Below are 23,913 nucleotides of genomic sequence, written 5' to 3' on the forward strand. Positions count from 1 at the left end.
GCATTGCGCGGACCGGTGCAGCTGGAGTAATGCGCATTGGCCTTGAGTTCGCCGGGAGAATGTGCGACACAGTGGGGCAATGCGGCCGGGAATTCGGGCCAGGGGAAAATTAAGGAGAATGTCAGTGGTGTTTTCAAAATGGACAGGGGCGGGCGTCGCGCTGCTGATGGCGCTGTTTCCGCTGTTTTCACAGGCCGCCCAGGCCGACCGCAGCTATCGCTTCAGCGTGCTGCACACAAACGATGAGCATGGCCATTTCTGGTTTAATGAACAGGGCGAGTATGGTCTGGCGGCACAGAAAACGCTGATGGACACGATGCGCTATGACGTGCAGGCCAGAGGCGGCGGCGCACTGATCCTCTCCGCCGGGGATGTGAACACCGGGGTGCCGGAGTCTGACGAGCTGGATGCAGAACCTGATTTTCGGGCGATGAACCTGATTGGTTATGATGTCATGGCGCTGGGCAATCATGAGTTTGATAAGCCGATTGCGGTGCTGCGTAAGCAGGAGAAGTGGGCGCGCTTCCCGCTGCTGGCTGCCAACGTCTATCAGAAAAGCACCGGTCAGCGGATGTTTAAACCCTGGGCGGTCTTTAACCGTCTCGGACTGAAAATCGCGGTTGTCGGGCTGATCACGCCTGACACGGCGAAGCTGGCTAACCCTGAAGGACTGAAAGATACCGACTTCCGCGATCCGATTGCTGAAGCCGTGAAGGCGGTGGCCGAACTGCGCGCCACAGAGAAGCCGGATGTGATTATCGCGCTGACCCATCTTGGTCACTATGACGATGGCAACCATGGCAGCAACGGCATTGACGATGTCACCCTGGCGCGCAGCCTGCCCGCCGGGACAATCAATCTGATTGTCGGCGGTCATTCGCATGACGCCGTCTGTATGGAAAAAGAGAACGTCAGCGTGAAAAATTATCAGCCTGGTCAGCCATGCCAGCCTGATAAGCAAAATGGCATCTGGATTATGCAGGCCGACAAGTGGGGCAGATATGTCGGACGCGGCGATTTTACCTTCCGCAACGGTCAGGTGGCGCTGGAGGCGTATCAGCTGGTGCCGGTGAATCTTAAACACCGGGTGAAAAATGCCGATGGCAGCGAAACCTGGCTCACCTGGCAGGAGGAGATCCCTAAAAACAGTGCGATGATGAAACTGCTGATGCCGTTCCAGAAGCGGGCGGAGGCGAAGTTAACCGTCAATGTCGGCAGCGCCGACGGCGACTTCAGCGGTGAAAAAGAGCAGGTTCGCTTTGAGCAGACCAACCTCGGCCAGCTGATTCTGCGCGCCCAGATGGCGCACACGCAGGCGGATTTTGCCGTGATGAGCGGCGGTGGCATTCGCACCTCGCTGAAATCGGGCAAACTCAGCTGGCGGGATCTGCTGCAGGTTCAGCCGTTTGGCAATCAGGTGGTCTCTGTCAGCCTGACCGGCGCGGAGATTAAAAAATATCTGGATGTGGTTGCCAATATTCAGCCGGACACGGGGGGCTACGCCCAGTTTGCCGGGATCAGCCTGACCGCGGATGGAAAGCAGGTCAGCGACGTCATGATCAACGGCAAGCCGCTGCAGGAGACGCAGCACTATCGTATGGCGACCAACAGCTTTAATGCGGCAGGTGGCGACGGTTATCCGCGTCTGGATAACCACGCGGGCTATCGCAACAGCGGAGCGGTGGATGCGCAGGTACTGCGTGAGTGGATTCACGCCCATTCGCCGCTTAAAGCCAGTGACTATCAGCCCAAAGGCCAGATCGTGCATCTGACCGATGAGCAGATCCGGGCGCGGGATGAAGCGGCCGAAAAAGCGCGTAAGCGTAACTACCCGAAAATGATTCTGGCGTGGATCTGGCCGTGGGGGAACGAAACAGCCCGCACGCATTGAACGCACCGGGAGGCGTCTGCGCCTCCCGATTTTCTCATGCCCGGCAGTGGCGACGCCTGATCCAGCGGGCGCGCAGCTGATCCCAGCCCCAGTTATAAGCGAGGGTAAACGGCAGGAAGAAGAGGAAAAAGGCCACTTCCACCAGAAACGCCTGCCACAGGGTAATATCCAGCATCAGGGCGGCAATCGGCAGACCGATCAGGATAAAGCCACCTTCAAATCCCAGCGCATGAACGGCACGCACGACAGCCCCGCGTTTCTCGCCCGGCGCATAGATCCGATCAAACCCGGCGTTGTAGATCATGTTCCACAGCATCGCCGCGGTTGAAAGCATAATCGCCAGCGATCCCATCTGAAACAGCGGTTTATTCATCACCCAGGCCGCCAGCGGCGAAACGGTCAGAATCGCCAGCGTCTCAAAACAGACGGCATGAAGAATACGTTCTTTAAGTGAGCGGGTACGCATTGTGTTTTCTCCTTCAATCATGCGGCGCATTTTCCCATCGCAGAATGCTAAGATAAAATGAAAACCTATCGAAAAAAGCGATGGAACGAATGCGATACTCCCCGGAATCCCTTGAGGCTTTTATGCAGACGGTGGCGAGCGGCTCCTTTTCTGCGGCTGCGCGCGCGCTGGGCAAAAGCCAGTCCACCATCAGTGCAGCGGTGGCCAGTTTAGAAGACGATCTCGGTTTTGCGCTGTTTGACCGTGCCGGTCGTCAGCCTATCCTGACGGAACAGGGGCACCGTGTGCTGCCTCAGGTTCAGCAGATTCTGGCCGCCAGTGAACGGCTGGATGCGCTGGCGATACGCCTGTCGCAGGGGGTTGAGCCCCGGCTCAGTTTTGCCATGTCCGATTTCTGGCAAACCGATCATCATGAACAGCTGCTGAAACAGCTTGATGCCCGCTACCCGGAGCTGGAACTGGAGTGCATGATTGCGGAAGATGAGGACGTGCTGGACCTGCTGCAGGCCGGGCGGGTCCATCTGGGCGTCGTGCGGGCGCAACCCAATCTGCCGGTGGATATCGCGGTGGCGCGACTGCAGGTTGAAGCACAGATGGCCATCTTTTTACATCGCGATCACCCGCTGGCACAGGCGGAGATCCTCAGCGAAAGCCAGCTGGAGCCGGTTCGGCATCTGCGGCTTAACACCTGGGTTGAAGCGCACCAGCCAAAACCGATGGGGCGTATCTGGTCTGCGCCCACCTATCTGTTACTGCTGGAGATGGCGGAACAGGGATTTGGCTGGACGATTCTGCCGCGCTGGCTGGTGAAACAATTCGGGCATGGCGTGTTGAAAGAGCTGTCGCTGCCGGGCTGGCCGCAGCATATCGCTGTTGAGGTTGTCTGGTCACGCCGCACGCCACCCGGTCCGGCGGGGCGCTGGATGATCGACCACCTCTGTGCTCAGCCACGGGTTTAATCGTGGCGGGCAATATCCGCAAACGGCGCATCCAGCAGTCGTGAAAGATCGCCGGGTGCCAGTTCGATATCCAGCCCCCGTTTGCCGCCGGAGATAAACATGGCGCTGAACGCGCTGGCGGAGTGATCGATGACGGTAGGCAGTCGTTTTTTCTGTCCCAGCGGGCTGATCCCCCCCACCAGATAGCCGGTGACCCGTTGTGCCAGCTGCGGGTCGGCCATATCCGCTTTTTTTGCGCCCAGCGCCTTTGCCACCTTCTTCAGATCCAGCTGCGTCGAAACCGGCGTAATCGCCACCGCCAGCTGCTTCGCCTCGCCATTAAGGGCGACCAGCAGCGTTTTATAGACCTGGCGGGCATCCAGATTGAGCTTGCGCACCGCTTCGTCTCCAAAATGGGTTTCGTTGCTGTCATGCTCATAGGGATGCAGGGTAAAACTGACCTTCTGTTTTTCCAGCAATTTTACGGCGGGCGTCATACGGGTTCCTTACTCAGAAAAATCTTATTACGCTTAATGATGGAAAAAGGTGGCGGAATTTTGTTCTTTGAGTGAAAATTGGCCGCGCGCCAGCAATTCGGTTGCTGAGCGATAACCAAAATCATAAACAAATTCCTCTTTGACGAGCCGATAATCTTATCGGCTCTCTTTTTTTTCAGGGCCTCTTCAGCATCTCAGGCAGGTTATGTTCGCCATAGAGGTGCAGCGCCCCCACCGCCACCACATAGTTGCCCGCCGCCAGACTCTGCAGGCTTTTACACCACTGCGCATTACGCTGACCGATCAGGGTATCGTTCAGCGTCTGGCTGAACGTGGAGGGCAGGGTGATATCTGGCTGACGGGGTGGCGTATCGAGCCACCAGCTCACCATCATCTGCAGCAGCCGGGCATTGGTGTGCCAGTGCAGCAGCGTATCCTGTAACAGGGCCATACCGTCATCGGGCAGCGCGGTCAGCAGGGCGATCTGCGCATCGGCGCCTTCCAGCTCAATCACCGGTTTGTTCAGACCTTTCGCGGCCTGCAACAGCTGATAATCAATGCCGTAATCAGGCCTTAATCCCAGCCTCTGCGCCTGCTGTGCCTGTAACATCAGCGCCACCTGCCACGCAGGCAGATGATCAAACTGGCTCAGCGTCAGGCTCATCTCCTGACAGAGTGCGCTGAGCCTTTGCATCGCCTGGTCATCGAGCCGGGAGGCGAGGGCAGGGCGATCGCCAGCGTGATCAAAGGGTGAGCCGCCCTGGGTAATATCCGCTTCCACAATCAGCGCATCAGCCTGCTGCAGCTGACGCAACAGGCGGGCGGGCAGCGGCTGCATGTCGCGGGTCCCCATGTGGATGCTGCCAACCAGATGCAGCTGACGGTCGCCAAGCCGGACATCCATTGCCGGCCAGCGGTAACTGGCGGGGAAAAGCTGGCCGATAAAGCCGCGCAGTGAGCGCCAGAAGTTGCCTGTCATTCCCGGTCCTTTGCGATGTAAAACCCCATGCTAGCGACTTCAGCGAGGGAAAAACAGCGCCGGAACAACGATCACGGGCGCGGTGGCCGGTAACGCAGCAGGCGATTAGCATTGCTGACCACCGTAATCGAGGAGAGCGCCATCGCCGCACCGGCCACAATCGGACTGAGCAGCGTGCCGGTCAGCGGATAGAGCACGCCTGCCGCCACCGGAATACCGATGCTGTTATAAACAAAGGCTCCGAAGAGGTTCTGCCGGATATTGCGCAGTGTCGCCGATGAGAGGGCTAGCGCATCCGCCACGCTGTTAAGGTCAGCGCGCATCAGGGTAATCCCTGCGGTTTCGACAGCCACATCACTGCCGCCGCCCATGGCAATACCCACGTCGGCCTGCGCCAGCGCGGGCGCGTCATTGATACCGTCTCCGACCATCGCCACGCGATGCCCCTGCTGCTGTAATTGGGTAATCGCTGCCGCTTTGCCTTCCGGCAGAACGCCTGCAATAACCTCGTCAATGCCCGCTTCGGCAGCAATGGCGCGCGCGGTCGTCTCGTGGTCCCCGGTCAGCATCATCAGACGATAACCCTGCTGATGCAGGCGCTGGAGGGCGGCCCGGCTTTCCGGTCGCAGCCTGTCGCGCAGCGCGATTAATCCGACCAGCTCACCCTGTTCAGCCAGCAACACAGGGGTAGCGCCCTGCTGCGTCAGGCGCACAATCTCTGCTTCCGCTATCCGGCAATCGACGCCGTTCTCCTGCATCAGTGCCGCATTACCCAGCAGCAGCGTTCTGCCATCCAGTATGCCGCTGACACCTTTGCCGCGTATTGTACGAAATTGCGCAACGGCAGGAGGCTGTGTCAGTTTCGCTTCAGCCACAATCGCTTTGGCCAGCGGATGCCCGGAGGCAAACTCCAGCGCGGCGGCCGCTGCGATCACCGATTCCCGGCTGGCTGTGCCCCAGGCCTGAACATCGCTGACCTGCGGCGTACCCGCGGTCAGGGTGCCGGTTTTATCAAATACCAGGGTGTCGATCTGGCTGGCGCGTTGCAGCGCATCGGCGTCACGAACCAGCACGCCCAGCTCGGCGGCGCGACCCACACCGGCAATGATCGACATCGGCGTCGCCAGTCCCAGTGCGCAGGGGCAGGCGATGATCAGCACCGTCGTCGCAATCACCAGCGTGTAGGCAATCTGCGGCTGTGGCCCGAACAGATACCACACGGCAGCGCTGAGAAGCGCAATCACCACCACCACCGGCACAAAGATGGCAGAGATGCGATCGGCCAGCCGGCCCACGTCGGGTTTGCTGCTCTGTGCCTGCCGCACCAGCCGGATAATGCGCGACAGGGTCGTCTGCTCGCCGGTGGCTTTCGCGATGAATTCCACCGATCCATCCTGCACCAGGGTACCGGCAAAAATCGCCGCACCCGGGCTTTTACTTTGTGGCACCGCTTCGCCGGTCAGCATCGCCTCATCAAACCAGCCTTCACCGCTGGCGATGTCGCCATCGACCGGCACCCGGTCGCCCGTGACCAGACGCAGCCGCATGCCGGGCTGCACCGCGCTGACCGGTATCAGCTGGTCACCCTGTTCGCCGACCTGGCGCGCCTGAGCCGGGGTCAGATCGAGCAGGCGCTCCAGCGCTTCTGACGAGCGCTGACGTGCGCGCTGCTCCAGGGCATGGCCCAGGTTGATCAGGCCCAGAATCATGACGCTGGCTTCAAAATAGAGATGGCGGGCCTGCGGCGGGAAGAAGCCCGGCCAGAGCACCACACTGAAAGAGTAGATCCAGGCCGCACTGGTGCCGAGTGCCACCAGCGTATCCATGGTGGCACTGCCGTTGCGCAGACTGCGCCAGGCACTGCGGTAAAAATGGCTGCCGGTAAGCACCATGATCAGCAGGGTAAGGCAGCCCAGCGTCAGCCAGAGAGTGTGGTTGCTGTCGGTGAGCATCATGTTGTCGCCCACCATGCCCCAGATCATCAGGGGCACGCCAAAGGCCAGCGCGACAGCCGCCTGCCAGCTAAAGCGGCGCATCGCGCTGCGGGCGCTCTGCTGCTGCTTTTCGCGCCGCTCCTGTTCATCATCAACCACCTGCGCGCCATAGCCTGCGGCATCGACAGCGGCCACCAGCGACTGCGGATCAGCATCACCCAGCACCAGCGCGCTGCGTTCACCGAGATTAACCCGCGCCTGAGTGACGCCGGCAACCTGCTGCAGTGCTTTTTCTACCCGGCTGACACAGCTGGCGCAGCTCATCCCGTCGATCAGCAGCACATGAGTGGGAGCGGTTTTTTCTGCCGGCTGCGAGGCATTATCCGTTGTCAGCGCCTCCGGCGGCGGCTCCGATGCTGTCAACGGTTCAGACTTTGGGAAGGTGTCCGCCGGTTTCAGCGTCGCGTGATAGCCTGCCTGCTCCACGGTGGCGATCAGCGCAGCGGCCTCCGCGTGACCGGAAACCTGGGCTTCCTGCAGCGTGACCTCCACGTGGTCGACGTCGTCGCGCTGTTCCAGTGCCTCTTTCACGCGTTTGACGCAGTGTCCACAGGACAAGCCGTCCAGGGCAAGGGAAAGGGTATGTGACATAATCAGCTCCTCAGGTGAACATATTTGACCGTTAAGCCAGTTTCGATTCATGCTTAAGCATAAACCTTCCATCAAGGGGAAGGTCAAGGGGACGAAAATGAACATCAGCGATGTGGCGAAAAAGACCGGGCTGACCAGCAAGGCGATCCGTTTTTATGAAGAGAAGGGGGTGGTCACGCCGCCAGTGCGCAGTGAAAATGGTTACCGCAGCTACAGCGGACACCACCTTGATGAGCTGAACCTGTTACGTCAGGCGCGGCAGGTGGGTTTCACGCTGGATGAGTGCCGTGAGCTGGTGGCGCTGTTTAATAATCCCTCGCGCCACAGTGCGGATGTTAAAGCCCGAACCCTGCAGAAAGCCGAAGAAATAGCCGCGCACATTGAAGAGCTGCACGCGATGCGGGCTCGTCTGCTGGCACTGGCAGACGCCTGTCCGGGCGATGAGAGCGCCGAATGCCCGATTATCAACAATCTGGCCGGGTGCTGCGCTCAGCGTGGCTGAACACGCAGCGTAATGCCTTCAATGCCGACCACGATCACCGGGGTGCCCGCCGGCAGATCCCGATCGGCCTGCACCCGCCAGCTGCTGTCTCCGATGCGCACGTGTCCGGTACGATTCTGCAAGGCGGTATCCAGCGTCAGCGTCGAGCCGATCATCTGACGACCCCGCTGATTCAGCGCATTCGGAGCCTGATGCGCTTCGCGGTGACGCATCCAGCGATACCATAAGAAGACGCAGACCAGCGTCAGCACAGCAAACGTTGCCCCCTGTGCCGTCCAGCTGAGCGGAACAAACCATTCAAAGACACCGACCAGCACCGCCGCCAGCCCGATCCAGAGCAGATAACCGCTGGTGCCCAGCATCTCCGCCGCCAGCAGTAATCCTCCTAGCGTCAGCCAGAACCAGTGCGGATGCGCAATGATATCGACCAGCATCAGCGTTTCGACTCAGTGCGGGTTTCTTTCAGCAGTTCGCCGATGCCCGCAATCGAACCGAGCAGGCTGCTGGCATCCAGCGGCATCATCACCACTTTGCTGTTATTCCCTTCGCCGATTTTCTGCAGTGCATCGGTATACTTCTGCGCGACGAAATAGTTGATCGCCTGAATGTCGCCCGCGGCGATCGCTTCAGAGACCATTTTCGTGGCGTTGGCTTCCGCTTCTGCCTGACGTTCACGCGCTTCAGCCTGCAGGAAGGCCGAGGTCCGTTCCCCTTCGGCTTTGAGGATTTGCGACTGCTTATCCCCTTCAGCCCGCAGGATAGCCGCCTGACGCACCCCTTCAGCGGTCAGAATATCAGCGCGTTTGGTGCGCTCCGCTTTCATCTGCGCATTCATCGCGCCAACCAGCTCCTGCGGTGGACGAACATCGCGGATCTCTATACGGGTAATCTTGACGCCCCACGGATTGGTCGCTTCATCCACAATGTGCAGCAGGCGGGTGTTAATGCTGTCGCGCTGAGAGAGCATTTCATCCAGCTCCATGCTGCCCAGCACGGTGCGCATGTTAGTCATGGTGAGATTCAGAATCGCCTGCTCAAGATTGCTGACCTCATAGGCGGCGCGCGCCGGGTCAACGACCTGAATAAAGCAGACCGCATCGATGGTGACGTTAGCATTGTCTTTGGAGATGATCTCCTGGGAGGGGATATCCAGCACCTGTTCCATCATGTTGATCCTGCGACCGACACGATCCATGAACGGCACCACCAGGCTCAGTCCGGGTTGCAGGGTGCGGGTATAACGGCCAAAACGTTCAACCGTCCATTGAAAACCTTGTGGCACGACCTTGACTGTCGCCCAGACAGCCACCAGTGCCAGCACAATCAGGGCAGGAATTACTGTTATCATACAACCTCCGCATTGTCAGAATAACGGGCCGAGTCGCTTCGGCCCGGGGTCTGCCGGTCAGTAAAGCAGGGAGTAGAGCTGACGACGGTAGCGCGCGGCAAGTGCATCGCCGGTGCCCAGCGCAGCCAGAATCTCCTGCAGCATTTTACGCGCCTGGCCATCCGCCGCATTCAGATCGGATTTCAGGAAGCTGAACAGCAGTTCCAGCGCCTCTTCATTCCGGCCCACCTGATGCAGCTGTAACGCAAGTTTAGCAGCCAGCCCGGCGTTAGCCGGCTCCGCTTCCAGCTGGGATTGCAGCTGCTGGATCTCCGGCGTGTCCGCCGCCTGTTTCAGTAGATCGATCTGCGCCATCAGGCTCTGATAACGGGTATCCTGATCCTGCAACGGCACCACTTTCAGCACCGCTTCCGCTTCATCGCTGCGGTTCAGCGTAATCAGCACGTCTGCCAGCAGGAAGCCGATTTCGCTGGACTGTTTGCTTAACTGCCACGCCTCTTTCAGCAGCGGCAGCGCTTCCAGCGGTTTCCCTTCCTGCATCAGCGCCATCGCCTGCTGGGCTTTCAGCTCTTCTTCGCGCGGCAGGACTTTTTCCAGCAGGGCGCGGATAGCCTCTTCCGGCTGCGGACCCTGGAAGCCGTCGACCGGCTGACCATCCTGGAACAGGTAGACGGTCGGGATAGAGCGCAGACCAAACTGCGCCGCCACGCGCTGCTCTCTGTCGCAATCCAGTCGGGCGAGAATAAACTGACCCGCATACTCCTGTGCCAGTCGCTCCAGCAGCGGCGTCAGTTCCTGACAGTGCTGGCTGCGCTCAGACCAGAAGTAGAACAGCACCGGCAGCTGCATCGACTGCTCAAGGGTCTGCTGCAGGTTAGATTCGTTGATGTCGATGATCGAAGCATGTGGTGACATGGAGAAGTCTCTTTGCAAAAAGTGTTCTAAGAATATGGGGCCAACGGGCCCGGCTTCAAGCGCTAATGCCTGCGGCTGATTAATGGCTGCGCAAAATGCGATCCAGCATCCAGCCAGGCAGCAACCGTTTCAGCAGGCTCATCACGTGTGCGACCAGGGTCACCGGATAACGTAAACGGGGATGCTGACTCTCGAGTGCGTGACGAAGTTTCGGCAGAATGGCTTCCGGTGGCAGGGTAAAACGGGCCGCGATGCCGGGATTGCGCACCGGATTGTGCTGTTCGCCCTGCGTCACGTTGTCGGTAAAGCGGGTCTGGATCGGGCCGGGCTCAATCAGGCTGACCCGGATGCCGCTGCTGCGTACTTCCAGCCGCAGCGCATCGCTCCAGGCTTCCAGTGCATATTTACTGGCGGCATACGCCCCGCGGCCGGGGGTCGAGATCAGTCCCAGCACCGAACTGGTGTTAACAATGCGTCCGTCGCCGCTGGCCTGCAGCGCGGGTAACAGCCGCAGCGTCAGCTGATGGACACCGAAAAAGTTGCTGGAAAACTGCTGTTCCAGCTGCTGGCGGGTCAGCGTCCGAAGCGGGCCATAGAGGCCAAAGCCGGCGTTGTTAAACAGCGCGTACAGACGGTTATCGCAGAGTGCAATGACCGTGTCTGCGGCCTGATCCACGCTCTGCGGATCGTCAAGATCCAGCTGAAGTCCGATAAAGCCCAGCGAACTCATGCGCGCGACATCATCTGCTTTGCGACAGGCGGCGATCACCCGATAGCCGCGCGCCAGCAGATCCTGTGCAGCGACCAGGCCGATGCCACTGGAACAACCTGTAATCAGGATGGTTTTTTGCACAAATGCATACTCCTTCGGGTTTTATGTTTCTTCTGAATTAAGCTGTTATTTCTTTTGCATATATACCTGATTGTAAAGAGTCAGCATTTCACGTCTCCCCCTGGTATATCAGGATTCCGCCATAAAAATGTGTTTCTACAATAGCATGTTCATGATGTTCAGACCCAGAGCGGGCATAAAGCAGTGTCATGGTGAAGTTATTGTTCCAGTTAGCATCATCTGACGAAATGATAGCGCTGGTGCGGTGCAGGAAGAAATGCAGGCCCTTTAATAAATTCGTTTGAAAGCACTTGTGAGTTTTGATTATTCTTTATCCAGTTTCAGAGCGGCAGGGATGGAATATGGACATTAAGCAGGCTGCGGCCGGTATTGTCGATGGGCTCTCCTCTATACCTCATACGGCTTACATGGGGCTGGTCAGAAGTTGGGAGGGGAGCGGACTCGCGGGGGAAAGCATCCGACAACGAAACCAGGCTGAGACGGAGCGTTTTTTCCGTATGCTCAAAAGCCTGGGTAATGCTGAGTCACCTTTGCGCAGACTGATTACGCTTGTTTTCACCGCGTTTTATCAGAAGCTTAATGATGAAGGCAAAGAGGCTGTTAACAATAAACTGGGTTACGGCGCTGGAAGTGTTGCAGGAAGAACAGCCGGGCAGATTACACTGGCTCAGACAACGGCGAGTATAATGTTGCGTCGATTGGCTATTGACGAGGCGTACAGGCATTTCATCCGATTCAGTGCTTCAGTCTCCTTAAACGTAGTCATGCTCCAGGGAATAATTGAAGAGTCAGCAAGGGCATCTGAAAGGATGAGAACCCGGTATCCCGTTACGTACGGTAGGGTATCAAAAGATAATCTGGATAGGGTTTATTTCCTTGTTGAACGACAATTAGAGCCTTACCTTGTATTCATTGAGGGACATCCAATCAATTGCAAAGGAATACAGAATGAAATTTGTAAAATCATTAATTTCTCACGCAATTGAAGGAACCATTACTTTTTTAGCCGTGATTTTTGCAATGGGTTCTTTTTACTGGTTTGAAAACACATGGATGAAAATCGTCGGCTGTATTGGGGCACTGATAGCAGGCTATGTGATTTCATATGGAGCAGCGAAAATCAGGCAGACCTGAATCTGAATCGTTCTTTTTCCCAATGGCAGGCAATACAAAATAGAAAGCCGTTAAAGCCTGTTTTTAAAATCTAAGGCATACTGATCGGACTTGATTCCTGCCTGCAGGCAGCAGGTTAAACGCAGACGTTCAACCCTGGTGTCATCTCTGACCCCAGGCTGAAAAAAGCCGCTCTTTTGAGTGGCTTAAATATATTACTTTGCTCATGTTGGCTTGAACCAGCGCAATCGGGAATAAGTCAGGTTCAGCCAGGAACGGCCCACACACTGTCGCGATTGTTAACTGAACCGATAGATGTTTTAAATATTATTAATTATCAGGCATTTTTTGCATTTCTTTACCCTTTTCGCGTATCCGGTCGCGCTACGGCTGCTTAACTAAAGGGGCCAGCTCTTTCGCCATGAACCGGGCGATAAAAGGCTGGGCATCGGGATTGGGGTGGATGCCGTCCTGCTGCATCCATTCAGGTTTCAGATAGACCTGCTCCATGAAGAAGGGCACCAGCGGAATATTGTGTTGCTGCGCTAATCCCGGATAGATGCCGCTGAACGCCTCGGTGTAGCGGCGACCATAGTTGGCCGGCAGGCGAATCTGCATCAGCAGCGGTTTCGCATTGGCGGCTTTGACATCTTCGATCACTTTACTCAGCGTCTGCGTAATCGTCGCGGGCGGGAAACCACGCAGGCCATCGTTACCGCCCAATTCGATTAACACCCATTGCGGCTGATGCTGTTTTAATAGCGCGGGCAGACGCGCCAGCCCCTGAGCGGAGGTATCACCGCTGATACTGGCGTTGATGACTTCAGGCTGCTGCTGCCACTGCTTGTTAAGCAGGCTGGGCCAGGCGGCCGTGGCGGACATGCGATAGCCCGCACTCAGGCTGTCGCCCAGCACCATCAGGGTATCGGCAGCCGCAAACCGCGACACCAGCAGAAGAACCAATAACAGGAAGGGATAATGCCAGCGGAAAACATTGTTGAAGTTCATCATCTTACTAAGTCCGTCGGTCAGGGAGAGCATCAGTTAACCATCCTTACCGGAGTTGAGCTGGTTGTCAAACCAGCCGAGACCATTGCGCTGATAGGCGAGTCAGGTTCCGGTAAGTCAACGCTGCTGGGCATTCTGGCCGGGCTGGATGATGGCAGTAGCGGCGAAGTTCATCTGCTGGGGCAGCCGCTGCACCAGATGAACGAAGAGCAGCGAGCGGCCCTGCGCGCCCGGCAGGTCGGCTTTGTTTTTCAGTCTTTTATGCTGGTGCCAACCCTCAACGCGCTGGAGAACGTGCAGCTGCCCTCGCTGCTGCGTGGTGACAGTGACCGTCAGAGCCGTGAACAGGCGCGTGAACTTCTGACGCTGCTGGGGCTGGGGGAACGTCTGCATCATCTGCCGGCTCAGCTTTCCGGCGGCGAACAGCAGCGGGTCGCGCTGGCACGCGCCTTCAGTGGGCGGCCGGGTCTGCTGTTTGCCGATGAGCCGACCGGCAATCTCGACCGCAAAACCGGCGATCGCATCGCCGATCTGCTTTTTTCCCTGAACCGTGACTTTGCCACCACCCTGATTCTGGTGACACATGATGAGCAACTGGCGGCGCGCTGCGACCGTCGTCTCCGGCTGCGTGACGGTAAATTGTGGGAGGAGCAATGATCTGGCGCTGGTTCTGGCGCGAGTGGCGGTCGCCCTCGCTGCTGATTGTCTGGCTGGCCCTGACGCTGGCGGTGGCCTGCGTGCTGGCACTGGGATCGATCAGCGATCGGATGGAAAAAGGGCTGAATCAGCAGAGCCGTGATTTTATGGCGGGTGACCGCACGCTGCGCAGCACAGATGCGGCGCCGGAAGCCTGGCTGGAGAAAGCGCAGCAGAGCGGTCTGACGGTCAGCCGACAGCTGACCTTTATGACTATGACCTTTGCCGGTGAGTCGCCTCAGCTCGCCGCCGTGAAAGCGGTAGACGATCGCTATCCGATGGCTGGCACGCTGCAGACAGCCCCACCGGGGCTGAAACCGCAGGCGGGCACCGCCCTGGCCGCCCCGCGCCTGATGGCGCTGCTGAATCTGAAAGTGGGCGATATGCTGGACGTGGGGGACACCCGGCTGCGGATAACCGGGGAGCTGATCCAGGAGCCGGATGGTGGCTTCAACCCCTTTGAAATGGCGCCGCGTCTGCTGATTAACCTGGCCGATGCTGCAAAAACCGGTGCAATTCAGCCCGGCAGTCGCCTGACCTGGCGCTATAAGTTTCTGGGTAATCCTGAAGCGCTGGCCCGCTATGACCGCTGGATTGAACCACAGCTGAAAACGGACCAGCGCTGGATCAGCGTCGACAATTCCGAAGATGCGCTGGGGCGATCCATGCAGCGGGCGCAGCAGTTTCTGCTGCTCTCGGCGCTGCTGACGCTGATGCTGGCGATAGCCGCCGTGGCGGTCGCCATGAGTCACTACTGTCGCAGCCGCTACGATCTGGTGGCGGTGCTGAAAACCCTGGGCGCTACGCAGGGCGCATTGCAGCGCCTGATAATCGGTCAGTGGCTGGCTGTGCTGCTGCTGGCGGCGATAGCCGGTGGCCTGGTGGGGCAGGGCGTGGAAGCGATGCTGATGGCGATGCTGAAACCGGTCCTGCCCGCCAGCTTACCCGCCGCCAGCCTCTGGCCGTGGATCTGGGCTGTGGGATCGCTGTTTGTGATTTCGCTGCTGGTCGGCCTGCGCCCCTACCGGCTGCTGCTGGCGACGCAGCCACTCCGCGTTCTGCGGCGTGATGCGGTCGCCAGCCTCTGGCCGCTAAAAATCTATATTCCGCTGATGGGCGGCGTGGTCGTTGCGCTGCTCGCTCTGCTGGTCGGTGGCAGTAAAATGCTCTGGGCGCTGCTGGCAGGCGTGGTGGTGCTGGCGGCACTGCTGGCCCTGCTCGGCTGGGGAACCCTGCTGCTGCTGCGCCGGCTGGTGGTGCGCAATCTGGCGTTACGGCTGGCTATCAACCGGTTGTTGCGCCAGCCCGGCATGACGCTGAGCCAGCTCGCGGCTTTTTCGTTCTCGTTTATGCTGCTGGCGCTGCTGCTGGTGATGCGCGGCGATCTGCTGGATCGCTGGCAGCAGCAGCTACCGGCGGACAGCCCGAACTTCTTCCTGCTGAATATGACGGCCGATCAGGTGCCGCAGGTGCGCGATTTCCTGCAGTCGCACCAGATCAGGCCCGAAACCTTTTATCCGATTGCACGGGTGCGGCTCACCGGACTCAATGGCAAACCTGCCGACCCCGAACGGGATAACGCTCTCAACCGTGAACTTAACCTGACGGCCCTGGCGGAGCGCCCGGATCACAATCCGCTGGTGGCCGGCAGCTGGCCGCCTGGCGCGGGTGAAGTATCGATGGAAGTGGAACTGGCGGACAGGCTGGGCCTGAAGCTGGGTGATACCCTGACATTTGAAGGCGATACGCAGACCTTCAGTGCCCGCATCAGCAGTCTGCGCAAAGTGGACTGGGAGAGCCTGAAGCCAAACTTCTTTTTTATCTTTCCACCTGGGGCGCTCGACAGCCAGCCTCAGACCTGGCTCACCAGCTTCCGCATGGCGTCCGATCCCGCTCTGCTGGCCGCGCTTAACCGGGCCTTTCCGACGCTAAGCCTGCTGGATATCGGCGGCATCATGCGGCAGGTCGGTCAGGTGCTGACGCAGGTCAGTCAGGCGCTGGAGATTATGGTGGTGCTGGTCACCGCCTGCGGCATCCTGCTGTTGCTGGCGCAGATTCAGGTCGGTATGCGCCAGCGTCGTCAGGAGCTGGTGGTCTATCGAACGCTGGGTGCCGGCAGGCGACTACTGCGCACCACGCTGTGGTGTGAGTTTGCACTGCTGGGGGTAGTTTCAGGTGTGGCGGCGGCCATAGGCGCGGAGGCGGCGCTGTGGGGATTGCAGCGTAAGATTTTCGACTTCCCGTGGCAGCCGGACTGGACACTGTGGCTGGCGTTGCCGTTGTGCGGTGCCCTGCTGTTATCGCTGTGCGGCGGCTGGCTGGGGATCCGGTTACTGAAAGGAAAGGCGCTGTTCAGGAAGTTTGATGCGGCGTAAGGGATAATGGCTTAAAGGCGGCACCAGGCCGCCTTTAAGCTTCATCCGGACCGTACCCGCGAGCGGGTAACGGGGAACTACAGTTTTTCAACGGCCCAGGCGATGCCGCTGGCATACTCTTCCGGTAACTGCGGTACCAGCGCATCCAGCGCGGCCTTAAGCCGTTCTGCATCGCTGTCGGTCAGATTGAGATGACCCACCTTACGGCCCGGACGTACCTCTTTGTCATACCAGTGCAGATGCACCAGCGGCTGCTGCAGCCAGCTGAGGTTCACCGCAGTGCCGATCAGATTGACCATCACCGACGGGGCAAACACCACCGGCTGCGGCAGGGGCAGACCCAGAATGGCACGCAGATGCAGCTCAAACTGGCTGACTGACGCGCCGTTCTGCGTCCAGTGGCCGCTGTTATGCACACGCGGGGCCAGCTCGTTGATCAGCAGTCCGGCAGGCGTAACAAAACACTCCATCGCCATCACGCCCACGTAATTCAGCGCCTGCATGATTGCACTCAGCATCGCCTCGGCCTGCTGTTGCTGCGCCTGATCCGCCTGCGGCAGCGCCACGCTGGTGCGCAGTATGCCGTCCTGATGCAGGTTATGCGTCAGCGGATAGAACACAACGTTGCCATCGTGGCCGCGTGCGCCCACCAGGGAGACTTCACCGGAAAAGTTGATGCCCTGCTCAACGATGCAATCACCGTAGCACTCCTCCGGCAGGGTGTGCGTCTCACCGGCGCGCAGACGCCACTGACCGCGCCCGTCGTAACCCCCGGTGCGGCGTTTTACAATGGCCAGTTCGCCCAGCGAGTTAAACACCGCCGGCCATTCGCTTTTATCCGCCAGCAACTGCCACGGCGCGGTGGCGAGCCCCAGCTCATCCAGCAGCTGTTTCTGCGTCAGGCGGTCGGCCAGACGCGGAAAAATATCGCGATTCACAAAGGCCGGATGACGGGCCAGTTCCCGCGTCAGCGCCGTTTCCGGCCAGCGTTCGATTTCGGCGGTGATCACGCTGTCGGCGATAGGAAGCGCGGCAGGATCGGCGTCCAGACCCACCGGATAGACCGCAATGCCCAGCGGTTCACCGGCCTGACGCAGCATACGGCCTAACTGGCCGTTGCCCAGAACGCAGACCGGCTTCATGCATCCACCCGCGGATCGGGATGGTTCAGCACCTCATCGGTCTGGCTCTGCCGCCAGTGATCGAGACGTGACGCCAGCGCGCCGTCATGCAGGGCCAGAATCTGCGCCGCCAGCAGGGCGGCATTGGCTGCGCCCGCTTTGCCAATTGCCAGCGTACCGACCGGAATACCGCGCGGCATCTGAACAATCGAGTAGAGGCTATCCACGCCGCTCAGTGCCGCGCTCTGCACCGGTACACCCAGTACCGGCACCAGGGTTTTGGCCGCCAGCATACCCGGCAGATGTGCCGCGCCACCTGCACCGGCAATGATCACCTGAAAACCGTTTTCGGCTGCCGTTTCGGCGAAGCTGAACAGTTTATCCGGGGTGCGGTGCGCAGAGACCACTTCGACATGAAATGGGACGTCCAGGCTGGTAAGGATCTCAGCGGCGAACTGCATGGTGGCCCAGTCACTTCTGGAACCCATGACAATGGCGATGCGGGCCGGGGCGTTGGATGACATGCGGTCAACTCCTGTGAATGAACAAACAGACCTGGCCGGGCGGACAGGTTTTGAAGGGCACAGAGAATAGCATGAGAAGGGCGCAAGGAAAACGGTTGCGTCGGGCTGATGTCGGGGATTTACCCACCGGTTAAAAGTCGAAATCGATAAGCTGAATGCCAGCAGCGTCAAGCTGGATCATGGAGCCGCGGCTGTGCCAGGCGCCGAGTACCGCGCGTTGCGCCGCCTCACTCTGCAGGGTCAGCGTATGAATCGCCGGACGATGGGTGTGCCCGTGGATCAGCAGCGGCACCTGATGGCGCTGCATCGTCGCGACCACCGCATCCTGATTCACATCCATGATGCTCTGTGATTTGTGCTGATTAGCCTGTTTACTGTCGGCGCGCATCCGGGCAGCAATGCGTTTGCGGACCCACAACGGCAGGGCCAGAAACAGCCGCTGAATCCACGGATTGTGCACTTTGGCGCGAAAGCGCAGATAACCGGCGTCATCGGTACAGAGCGTATCGCCATGCATGATCAGCAGTCGATGGCCATACAGCGTCAGCACCTGTTCTTCGGGCAGCAGTGTCATCCCGCTGGCACGCGCGAAACGTCGGCCCACCAGAAAGTCGCGATTGCCGTGAATAAAGTAAACCGGAACCGGCAGGGCGCGCAGGGCGCTGGCCACCTGCTGATGCAGAGGATTGGGATCGTCGTCGCCAATCCAGGCCTCAAACAGATCGCCGAGAATATAGAGCGCGTCGCAGTGGGGCGCTTCGCGCTGTAAAAAATGCAGAAAACCGGCGGTAATCGCCGGTTCTTCCTGACACAGATGGAGATCTGCGATAAACAGCGTGCGCGACATTACTCGCTGACGGTCACTTTCTGGATAACGACGTCATCTTTCGGTACATCCTGATGCATGCCGCTGCGACCGGTAGAGACCGCTTTGATCTTCTCGACCACATCCATGCCTTCAACCACTTCAGCGAATACGCAGTAGCCCCAGCCCTGAACGCTTTCATCACGGAAGTTCAGGAAGTCGTTGTCAGCCACGTTGATGAAAAACTGTGCCGTCGCTGAGTGCGGCGCAGAGGTGCGAGCCATAGCCAGCGTACCTTTGGTGTTTTTCAGGCCGTTGTTCGCTTCGTTTTTGATTTCGTCTTTGGTCGCTTTCTGCTTCATGCCCGGCTCAAAGCCGCCGCCCTGAATCATAAAGCCGTTGATTACGCGGTGAAAAATGGTGTTGTCGTAAAAACCTTCACGGCAGTAATCCAGGAAGTTCTGTACGGTTGCTGGCGCTTTATCATCGAAGGTTTTGATTACGATATCGCCATGGTTCGTCTGGAAAGTTACCATTTTTGTCGTCCTGTAAAGGTTGTGATCAGTAGCCGGGGTCGCTCTGTCGGATGGCGTCCCCCTTTTTGTCGACCGTTCTTATATCATAATTTCCAATGACGCGTCAGCAGCACGGCGCAGTTGGCTTGCTTTGCGTCGCGCGAGCGATAAAAATACGGCACAATGTCTGGATACTTAAAAGTGTCAACCACACGCGAAAACGGAACCGTTCAATGCTTAAGATTTATAACACCCTGAGTCGACAGAAAGAGGAATTCAAACCCATTCATGCCGGGAAAATCGGCATGTATGTTTGCGGCATCACGGTGTATGACCTCTGTCACATTGGTCATGGGCGGACGTTCGTGGCGTTTGACGTGGTGGCGCGTTATCTGCGCTATCTGGGTTACCAGCTTAATTATGTGCGCAACATTACGGATATTGATGACAAAATCATCAAACGCGCCAATGAAAACGGCGAGAGCATCGAAACCCTGACCAACCGCATGATTGGCGAGATGCACAATGACTTCGCCGCGCTGGGGATTCTGCCGCCGGATCAGGAGCCGCGTGCGACCCGCCACATCCCGGAAATCATTGCGCTGGTGGAGACGCTGATCGCCCGTGGTCACGCCTATGTGGCAGATAACGGCGACGTGATGTTTGATGTGCTGAGCGATCCTGACTACGGCGCACTGTCGCGCCAGGATCTGGAACAGCTGCAGGCAGGCGCACGGGTTGAAGTCGCTGACGTGAAGCGTAACCCGATGGATTTCGTGCTGTGGAAGATGTCTAAAGCGGATGAACCGGCCTGGTCATCACCGTGGGGCAACGGTCGTCCTGGCTGGCACATCGAGTGCTCGGCCATGAACTGCAAACAGCTGGGCAGCCATTTCGATATTCACGGCGGCGGCTCCGATTTGATGTTCCCGCACCATGAAAATGAAATTGCCCAGTCGGGCTGTGCCCATGACGGTCCGTACGTTAACTACTGGATGCACTCCGGCATGGTGATGGTTGACCGTGAGAAGATGTCTAAGTCACTCGGCAACTTCTTCACCGTACGTGATGTGCTGCAGCACTATGACGCGGAGACGGTGCGTTACTTCCTGATGTCCGGTCACTATCGCAGCCAGCTCAACTACGGCGAAGATAACCTCAATCAGGCGCGTGCGGCGCTGGAGCGTCTCTATACGGCGCTGCGCCACACTGACAGCAGCGTGCCAGCCAGCGGCGGTGAAGCGTTTGAAGCGCGTTTCCGCAGCGCAATGGATGATGACTTCAATACCCCGGAAGCCTACTCGGTGCTGTTTGATATGGCGCGTGAAGTGAACCGCCTGAAAAGCGAAGAGGGCGCCTCAGCGCATGGGCTGGCGTCGAAGCTGCGTGAGCTGGCCAGAGTGCTGGGCATTCTGCAGCAGGACCCGGAGCTGTTCCTGCAGAGCGGCGCGCAGGTAAATGATGAAGAGGTTGCCGAGATTGAGCATTGGGTGAAAGCCCGAGCCGATGCGCGCGCGGCTAAAGCCTGGGCGGAAGCAGATATCGCCCGCGACAAACTGAACGCGCTGGGCGTGATTGTCGAGGATGGGCCTCAGGGCTCCAGCTGGCGTCGAAAATAAACCGGAGAGGGCGAGCAATCGCCCTTTTTTATTATGACGATTGAACAAATTGAGATCCGTGGCTTCCGTTCAGTCCGTAACCTGACGCTGTCACTGCAGCAGCTCAATGTGGTGAGCGGCCCTAACGGCTGCGGTAAATCCAACCTCTATAAAGCGGTACGGCTGCTGCATGAGGCGGCCTGCGGTCGTCTGGCCCAGGCGCTGGCGGAGGAGGGCGGCATTCAGAAAGCGATGTGGGCCGGCGGTCTGCGTCGCGGCGATCGCCGCCACGATCCAAAGCGGCTGGAACTGGCCGTGGTGATGGATGACATGGATTATCAGCTGGAGATTGGCTTTCCTGAACCGCTGGTAATCAGCCTGTTCAATCTCGATCCGCTGGTGAAGGCGGAGCGGCTCTGGCTCAGCGGTCAGCAGCGCCGTCCTTCCGCCTGCATTATGCAGCGTGAAAATCAGACCGCCTTTCTGCACAACGTGGAGGGAGAGCGCATCGCGTATCCGGCGGTGCTGCATCCGGAAGAGTCGCTGTTTGGTCAGCTCGGTGAACCGCATCGCTACCCGGAGCTTTCGCAGCTGCGCGAACGTCTGCAGCAGTGGCGCTTCTATCATGAGTTTGCCGTCTGGCCAGGGTCACCCATCCGGGCACCGCAGATTGGGGTGCGTGCACCGGTGCTGAGCCATGACGGCAGTAATCTGGCGGCGGCCTGGGCGACCATTGTGGAACGCGGGCATTCAGAACTGCTGTTTGAGGTGATGGCGCAGGCGTTTCCCGACAGCCAGTTTGATGTGGACGTACAGAACGGTCGTTTTCAGATGCTGATGTCCCGTCAGGGCATTCTGCGTCCGCTGGAGAGCGCGGAGTTTTCTGACGGCACCCTACGTTTTCTTTGTCTGGTTGTGGCACTGCTCAGCCCGCGTCCTCCCGCCTTTATGGCGCTGAATGAGCCGGAAAACAGTTTGCATGAAGATCTGTTGCCTGCTCTGGCCCGTCTGATTGCCGAAGCCAGTCAGTTCAGTCAGCTCTGGATCACCAGCCACTCACCGCGTCTCGCGACGCTGATTGCACAGCATACGGCAGTGAATCATATTGCACTGGAACAGCGGGAAGGGGAGACGAGGATCAGGGGAGAGGCGTTGCTGTAACAGCGTCCCCGCAGGGACGCCTGAAGATTACGCGACCACAGTAATGCGGTAACCCGCGAATTCAACGGTCTGACCGGCTACGATTTTGCAGCGCTTACGGGTTTCCACCGCCCCATCGACCTTCACTTCACCGTCGGCAATCACGACTTTTGCCTGTGCGCCGCTCTGAACCCAGCCTTCCAGCTTCAGCAGGTCACACAGATCGACATGCGGGAATTTTCCCAGTGAAAACGTTGCCATTTAATCTACCTCTTTATCGTGAAACTCTTCACACGCCTGCAGCGTGTTTTGAATCAGTGTTGCGACGGTCATTGGGCCCACACCGCCCGGCACCGGCGTGATGTAGGAGGCGCGTGCTGATGCGCTCTCAAAATCAACGTCGCCCACCACTTTGCCGCTCTCAAGACGGTTGATCCCCACGTCGATGACAATCGCGCCGGGTTTAATCCAGTCACCCGGAATAAAGTTGGGTTTGCCCACCGCGACCACCAGCAGATCGGCGTGTTCAATGTGGTGACGCAGATCTTTAGTAAAACGGTGGGTGACGGTTGTGGTGCAGCCCGCCAGCAGCAGTTCCATGCTCATCGGGCGACCGACGATGTTGGACGCGCCGACCACCACGGCATTCAGGCCGTAGGTGTCGATGTTGTAGCGCTCCAGCAGCGTGATGATACCGCGCGGCGTGCAGGGACGCAGCGTGGGCGCGCGCTGACACAGGCGACCCACGTTGTAAGGGTGGAATCCATCGACATCTTTATCAGGCGTGATGCGCTCCAGCACCTTCACGTTATCGATGCCCGCTGGCAGCGGCAGCTGAACCAGGATGCCATCAATATCGTCATCCTGATTGAGCGTATCGATCAGCGCCAGCAGCTCATCTTCGCGGGTGGTGGCGGGCAGATCGTAAGAGCGCGAGTGGAATCCGACCTCTTCACAGGCACGGCGTTTGCTGGCCACATAGATTTGCGAGGCCGGGTTTTCACCCACCAGCACGACAGCCAGGCCCGGGGCGCGTTTTCCGGCCGCCAGGCGCTGCTTCACTTTTTCCGCAACCTCAACGCGCACCTGCTGCGCAATCGTTTTACCGTCAATAATTTTTGCTGCCATCAGAGAGGAAATCCACTGTGTTGTGTTGAATCGGGGAAGGGGGCTATTTTGTCAGAAGCGCGGGCTGCTGTCAGTCACAGTTTCAGCCGTGTATGCGCCTTCCGGCTTTTTCGTCGCGACGAGAGCCAGCCTGCATGCGTATGATATCAGCAGGACAACCCGGGGACGATGTCATGATTTGGATAATGCTTGCTACGCTGGCGGTGGTATTTGTCGCTGGATTTCAGCTGCTCACCGCTGGCTCACGCCACGCCGCCCAGCGGCTCAGCAAACGGCTGCATCTGCCACCGGTACAGGTGGAATCGATGCTCTCTATGATGGGCAAAGAGGCGGCGAAAGAGTTTACCGACTATCTCAGCAGCGACAACGAAACGCATCTGCATAATGGGGCAGCGGTTCTGCTGATCTGGCAGGTGTTGATTGTTGACGGCAGCGAGGAGAACAGCCAGCGCTGGCATGCGATTCTCAGGCATGCCGGTTTTCCACCGCTTATCAGCCGCCAGCAGCTGCTGCTCGCGCTGGGCTTTCTGCGACAGCTGGAGCCAGATAGCCAGGAGCTGCACGCACTTCGTGAGCAATACAATGCGTATTTCACATCACAAGGGATTGAGCTGGAAGGAGAATTCACCGGCAGCAGTAAACTCGTGTCGCTCAGCGAATGGCGCAAGCGTCACTGACGCCAATTGGTCATTACAGCAGCACTTCGCAGCCGGGAAGCGGCAAAAACGTTGACGTACCCGCTTCCCGACGTATAATCCGTGCCATCTCCATGCGCCCTTAGCTCAGCTGGATAGAGCACCGGCCTTCTAAGCCGTAGGTCACAGGTTCGAATCCTGTAGGGCGTGCCAGCTTTTCCTTTCACTTAAGCATCGCCAGATTCATTTTCGTCCCTTGGCATAATAAGATTCTGATTTCT

25 protein-coding genes and 1 tRNA gene are annotated in these 23,913 nt (G+C 58.6%); 11 read left to right on the forward strand and 15 right to left on the reverse strand.

The window, feature by feature from the left end:
* Positions 1-118 precede the first annotated feature (118 nt).
* Entirely contained in the window at positions 119-1,891 is a 1,773-nt protein-coding gene (gene ushA, locus HFD92_RS11930) for a bifunctional UDP-sugar hydrolase/5'-nucleotidase UshA (protein ID WP_167428988.1), read from the forward strand.
* Between the two features lie 34 nt (positions 1,892-1,925).
* Here the strand turns inward: ushA and HFD92_RS11935 are convergent, their stop codons facing one another.
* Complete coding sequence (locus HFD92_RS11935) at positions 1,926-2,357, reverse strand: multidrug/biocide efflux PACE transporter (protein ID WP_167428989.1); 432 nt, start codon at positions 2,355-2,357, stop codon at positions 1,926-1,928.
* Positions 2,358-2,446: 89 nt separating this feature from the next.
* Here HFD92_RS11935 and HFD92_RS11940 point away from each other — a divergent pair, with 89 nt between their 5' ends.
* The gene (locus tag HFD92_RS11940) at positions 2,447-3,316 is read left to right on the forward strand and encodes a LysR family transcriptional regulator (RefSeq protein ID WP_167428990.1); all 870 of its coding nucleotides are present in this window, start codon (positions 2,447-2,449) and stop codon (positions 3,314-3,316) included.
* Here HFD92_RS11940 and ybaK read toward each other — a convergent pair.
* From ybaK to copA, 3 genes are all read right to left on the reverse strand, one after another.
* The gene (ybaK, locus tag HFD92_RS11945; RefSeq protein ID WP_111207342.1) at positions 3,313-3,792 is read right to left on the reverse strand and encodes a Cys-tRNA(Pro)/Cys-tRNA(Cys) deacylase YbaK; all 480 of its coding nucleotides are present in this window, start codon (positions 3,790-3,792) and stop codon (positions 3,313-3,315) included. The genes HFD92_RS11940 and ybaK overlap by 4 nt on opposite strands.
* 175 nt (positions 3,793-3,967) lie before the next feature.
* On the reverse strand, positions 3,968-4,771 hold the full coding sequence (locus HFD92_RS11950; RefSeq protein ID WP_167428991.1) for a TraB/GumN family protein: 804 nt from the start codon (positions 4,769-4,771) through the stop codon (positions 3,968-3,970).
* A gap of 71 nt (positions 4,772-4,842) precedes the next feature.
* Positions 4,843-7,356 (reverse strand): copper-exporting P-type ATPase CopA, encoded by a 2,514-nt coding sequence (gene copA / locus HFD92_RS11955; RefSeq protein WP_167428992.1) that lies wholly within the window; start codon positions 7,354-7,356, stop codon positions 4,843-4,845.
* A gap of 97 nt (positions 7,357-7,453) precedes the next feature.
* Here copA and cueR point away from each other — a divergent pair, with 97 nt between their 5' ends.
* On the forward strand, positions 7,454-7,858 hold the full coding sequence (cueR, locus tag HFD92_RS11960; RefSeq protein ID WP_009091609.1) for a Cu(I)-responsive transcriptional regulator: 405 nt from the start codon (positions 7,454-7,456) through the stop codon (positions 7,856-7,858).
* On the opposite strand, the gene HFD92_RS11965 is transcribed toward cueR, so the two are convergent.
* From HFD92_RS11965 to HFD92_RS11980, 4 genes are all read right to left on the reverse strand, one after another.
* Positions 7,846-8,292 carry an NfeD family protein gene (locus HFD92_RS11965; protein WP_167428993.1) on the reverse strand — a complete coding sequence of 149 codons (447 nt, stop codon included), beginning with the start codon at positions 8,290-8,292 and terminating at the stop codon, positions 7,846-7,848. The genes cueR and HFD92_RS11965 overlap by 13 nt on opposite strands.
* Positions 8,292-9,206: an SPFH domain-containing protein gene (locus tag HFD92_RS11970; protein WP_009091604.1), complete on the reverse strand. Its 915-nt coding sequence runs from the start codon at positions 9,204-9,206 to the stop codon at positions 8,292-8,294. Before HFD92_RS11970 ends, HFD92_RS11965 begins: the two co-directional genes overlap by 1 nt.
* 57 nt (positions 9,207-9,263) lie before the next feature.
* On the reverse strand, positions 9,264-10,121 hold the full coding sequence (locus HFD92_RS11975) for a co-chaperone YbbN (protein ID WP_009091602.1): 858 nt from the start codon (positions 10,119-10,121) through the stop codon (positions 9,264-9,266).
* Between the two features lie 79 nt (positions 10,122-10,200).
* Positions 10,201-10,974 carry an SDR family oxidoreductase gene (locus HFD92_RS11980; protein ID WP_167428994.1) on the reverse strand — a complete coding sequence of 258 codons (774 nt, stop codon included), beginning with the start codon at positions 10,972-10,974 and terminating at the stop codon, positions 10,201-10,203.
* 341 nt (positions 10,975-11,315) lie between these two features.
* Between HFD92_RS11980 and HFD92_RS11985 the strand changes: the two genes are divergently transcribed.
* A complete protein-coding gene (locus HFD92_RS11985) occupies positions 11,316-11,960 on the forward strand; it encodes a hypothetical protein (protein ID WP_167428937.1) in 645 nt (214 codons plus the stop codon).
* Positions 11,923-12,108, forward strand: coding sequence for a hypothetical protein (locus HFD92_RS11990; RefSeq protein WP_140923293.1), 186 nt, complete (start codon positions 11,923-11,925; stop codon positions 12,106-12,108). The genes HFD92_RS11985 and HFD92_RS11990 overlap by 38 nt, the downstream gene beginning before the upstream one ends.
* Positions 12,109-12,471: 363 nt before the next feature.
* On the opposite strand, the gene tesA is transcribed toward HFD92_RS11990, so the two are convergent.
* Positions 12,472-13,098, reverse strand: coding sequence for a multifunctional acyl-CoA thioesterase I/protease I/lysophospholipase L1 (gene tesA, locus HFD92_RS11995; protein ID WP_140028190.1), 627 nt, complete (start codon positions 13,096-13,098; stop codon positions 12,472-12,474).
* Between tesA and ybbA the strand changes: the two genes are divergently transcribed.
* On the forward strand, positions 13,066-13,752 hold the full coding sequence (gene ybbA, locus HFD92_RS12000; protein WP_009091595.1) for a putative ABC transporter ATP-binding protein YbbA: 687 nt from the start codon (positions 13,066-13,068) through the stop codon (positions 13,750-13,752). The two genes, tesA and ybbA, sit on opposite strands and share 33 nt — an antisense overlap.
* Positions 13,749-16,166, forward strand: coding sequence for a putative ABC transporter permease subunit YbbP (ybbP, locus tag HFD92_RS12005; protein ID WP_167428995.1), 2,418 nt, complete (start codon positions 13,749-13,751; stop codon positions 16,164-16,166). The genes ybbA and ybbP overlap by 4 nt, the downstream gene beginning before the upstream one ends.
* A gap of 77 nt (positions 16,167-16,243) precedes the next feature.
* Here the strand turns inward: ybbP and purK are convergent, their stop codons facing one another.
* The 4 genes from purK to ppiB form a co-directional block, all read right to left on the reverse strand.
* Complete coding sequence (purK, locus tag HFD92_RS12010) at positions 16,244-17,308, reverse strand: 5-(carboxyamino)imidazole ribonucleotide synthase (RefSeq protein WP_058956345.1); 1,065 nt, start codon at positions 17,306-17,308, stop codon at positions 16,244-16,246.
* Complete coding sequence (gene purE, locus HFD92_RS12015) at positions 17,305-17,811, reverse strand: 5-(carboxyamino)imidazole ribonucleotide mutase (protein WP_111207349.1); 507 nt, start codon at positions 17,809-17,811, stop codon at positions 17,305-17,307. Before purE ends, purK begins: the two co-directional genes overlap by 4 nt.
* A 130-nt stretch (positions 17,812-17,941) precedes the next feature.
* Positions 17,942-18,658 carry a UDP-2,3-diacylglucosamine diphosphatase gene (gene lpxH / locus HFD92_RS12020; protein ID WP_167428996.1) on the reverse strand — a complete coding sequence of 239 codons (717 nt, stop codon included), beginning with the start codon at positions 18,656-18,658 and terminating at the stop codon, positions 17,942-17,944.
* Positions 18,658-19,152 (reverse strand): peptidylprolyl isomerase B, encoded by a 495-nt coding sequence (ppiB, locus tag HFD92_RS12025; RefSeq protein ID WP_009091583.1) that lies wholly within the window; start codon positions 19,150-19,152, stop codon positions 18,658-18,660. Before ppiB ends, lpxH begins: the two co-directional genes overlap by 1 nt.
* A gap of 212 nt (positions 19,153-19,364) precedes the next feature.
* Between ppiB and cysS the strand changes: the two genes are divergently transcribed.
* Both cysS and HFD92_RS12035 read left to right on the forward strand, forming a co-directional pair.
* Entirely contained in the window at positions 19,365-20,750 is a 1,386-nt protein-coding gene (gene cysS, locus HFD92_RS12030) for a cysteine--tRNA ligase (protein WP_167428997.1), read from the forward strand.
* Positions 20,751-20,783: 33 nt separating this feature from the next.
* A complete protein-coding gene (locus HFD92_RS12035; RefSeq protein ID WP_167428998.1) occupies positions 20,784-21,890 on the forward strand; it encodes an AAA family ATPase in 1,107 nt (368 codons plus the stop codon).
* Between the two features lie 27 nt (positions 21,891-21,917).
* On the opposite strand, the gene ybcJ is transcribed toward HFD92_RS12035, so the two are convergent.
* Both ybcJ and folD read right to left on the reverse strand, forming a co-directional pair.
* Complete coding sequence (ybcJ, locus tag HFD92_RS12040; RefSeq protein ID WP_111207351.1) at positions 21,918-22,130, reverse strand: ribosome-associated protein YbcJ; 213 nt, start codon at positions 22,128-22,130, stop codon at positions 21,918-21,920.
* Positions 22,131-22,997 carry a bifunctional methylenetetrahydrofolate dehydrogenase/methenyltetrahydrofolate cyclohydrolase FolD gene (folD, locus tag HFD92_RS12045; protein WP_009091578.1) on the reverse strand — a complete coding sequence of 289 codons (867 nt, stop codon included), beginning with the start codon at positions 22,995-22,997 and terminating at the stop codon, positions 22,131-22,133.
* Between the two features lie 173 nt (positions 22,998-23,170).
* On the opposite strand from folD, the gene HFD92_RS12050 reads away from it, so the two are divergent.
* Both HFD92_RS12050 and HFD92_RS12055 read left to right on the forward strand, forming a co-directional pair.
* Positions 23,171-23,674, forward strand: a complete 504-nt coding sequence (locus HFD92_RS12050; RefSeq protein ID WP_167428999.1) for a DUF1198 family protein — start codon at positions 23,171-23,173, stop codon at positions 23,672-23,674.
* A gap of 94 nt (positions 23,675-23,768) precedes the next feature.
* A tRNA-Arg gene (locus HFD92_RS12055) sits at positions 23,769-23,845 on the forward strand.
* Positions 23,846-23,913: the final 68 nt, after the last annotated feature.

The sequence above is a fragment of the Pantoea sp. EKM101V genome (genome assembly GCF_011800325.1).
In the GTDB taxonomy this organism is placed as follows: Bacteria; Pseudomonadota; Gammaproteobacteria; order Enterobacterales; family Enterobacteriaceae; genus Pantoea; species Pantoea anthophila.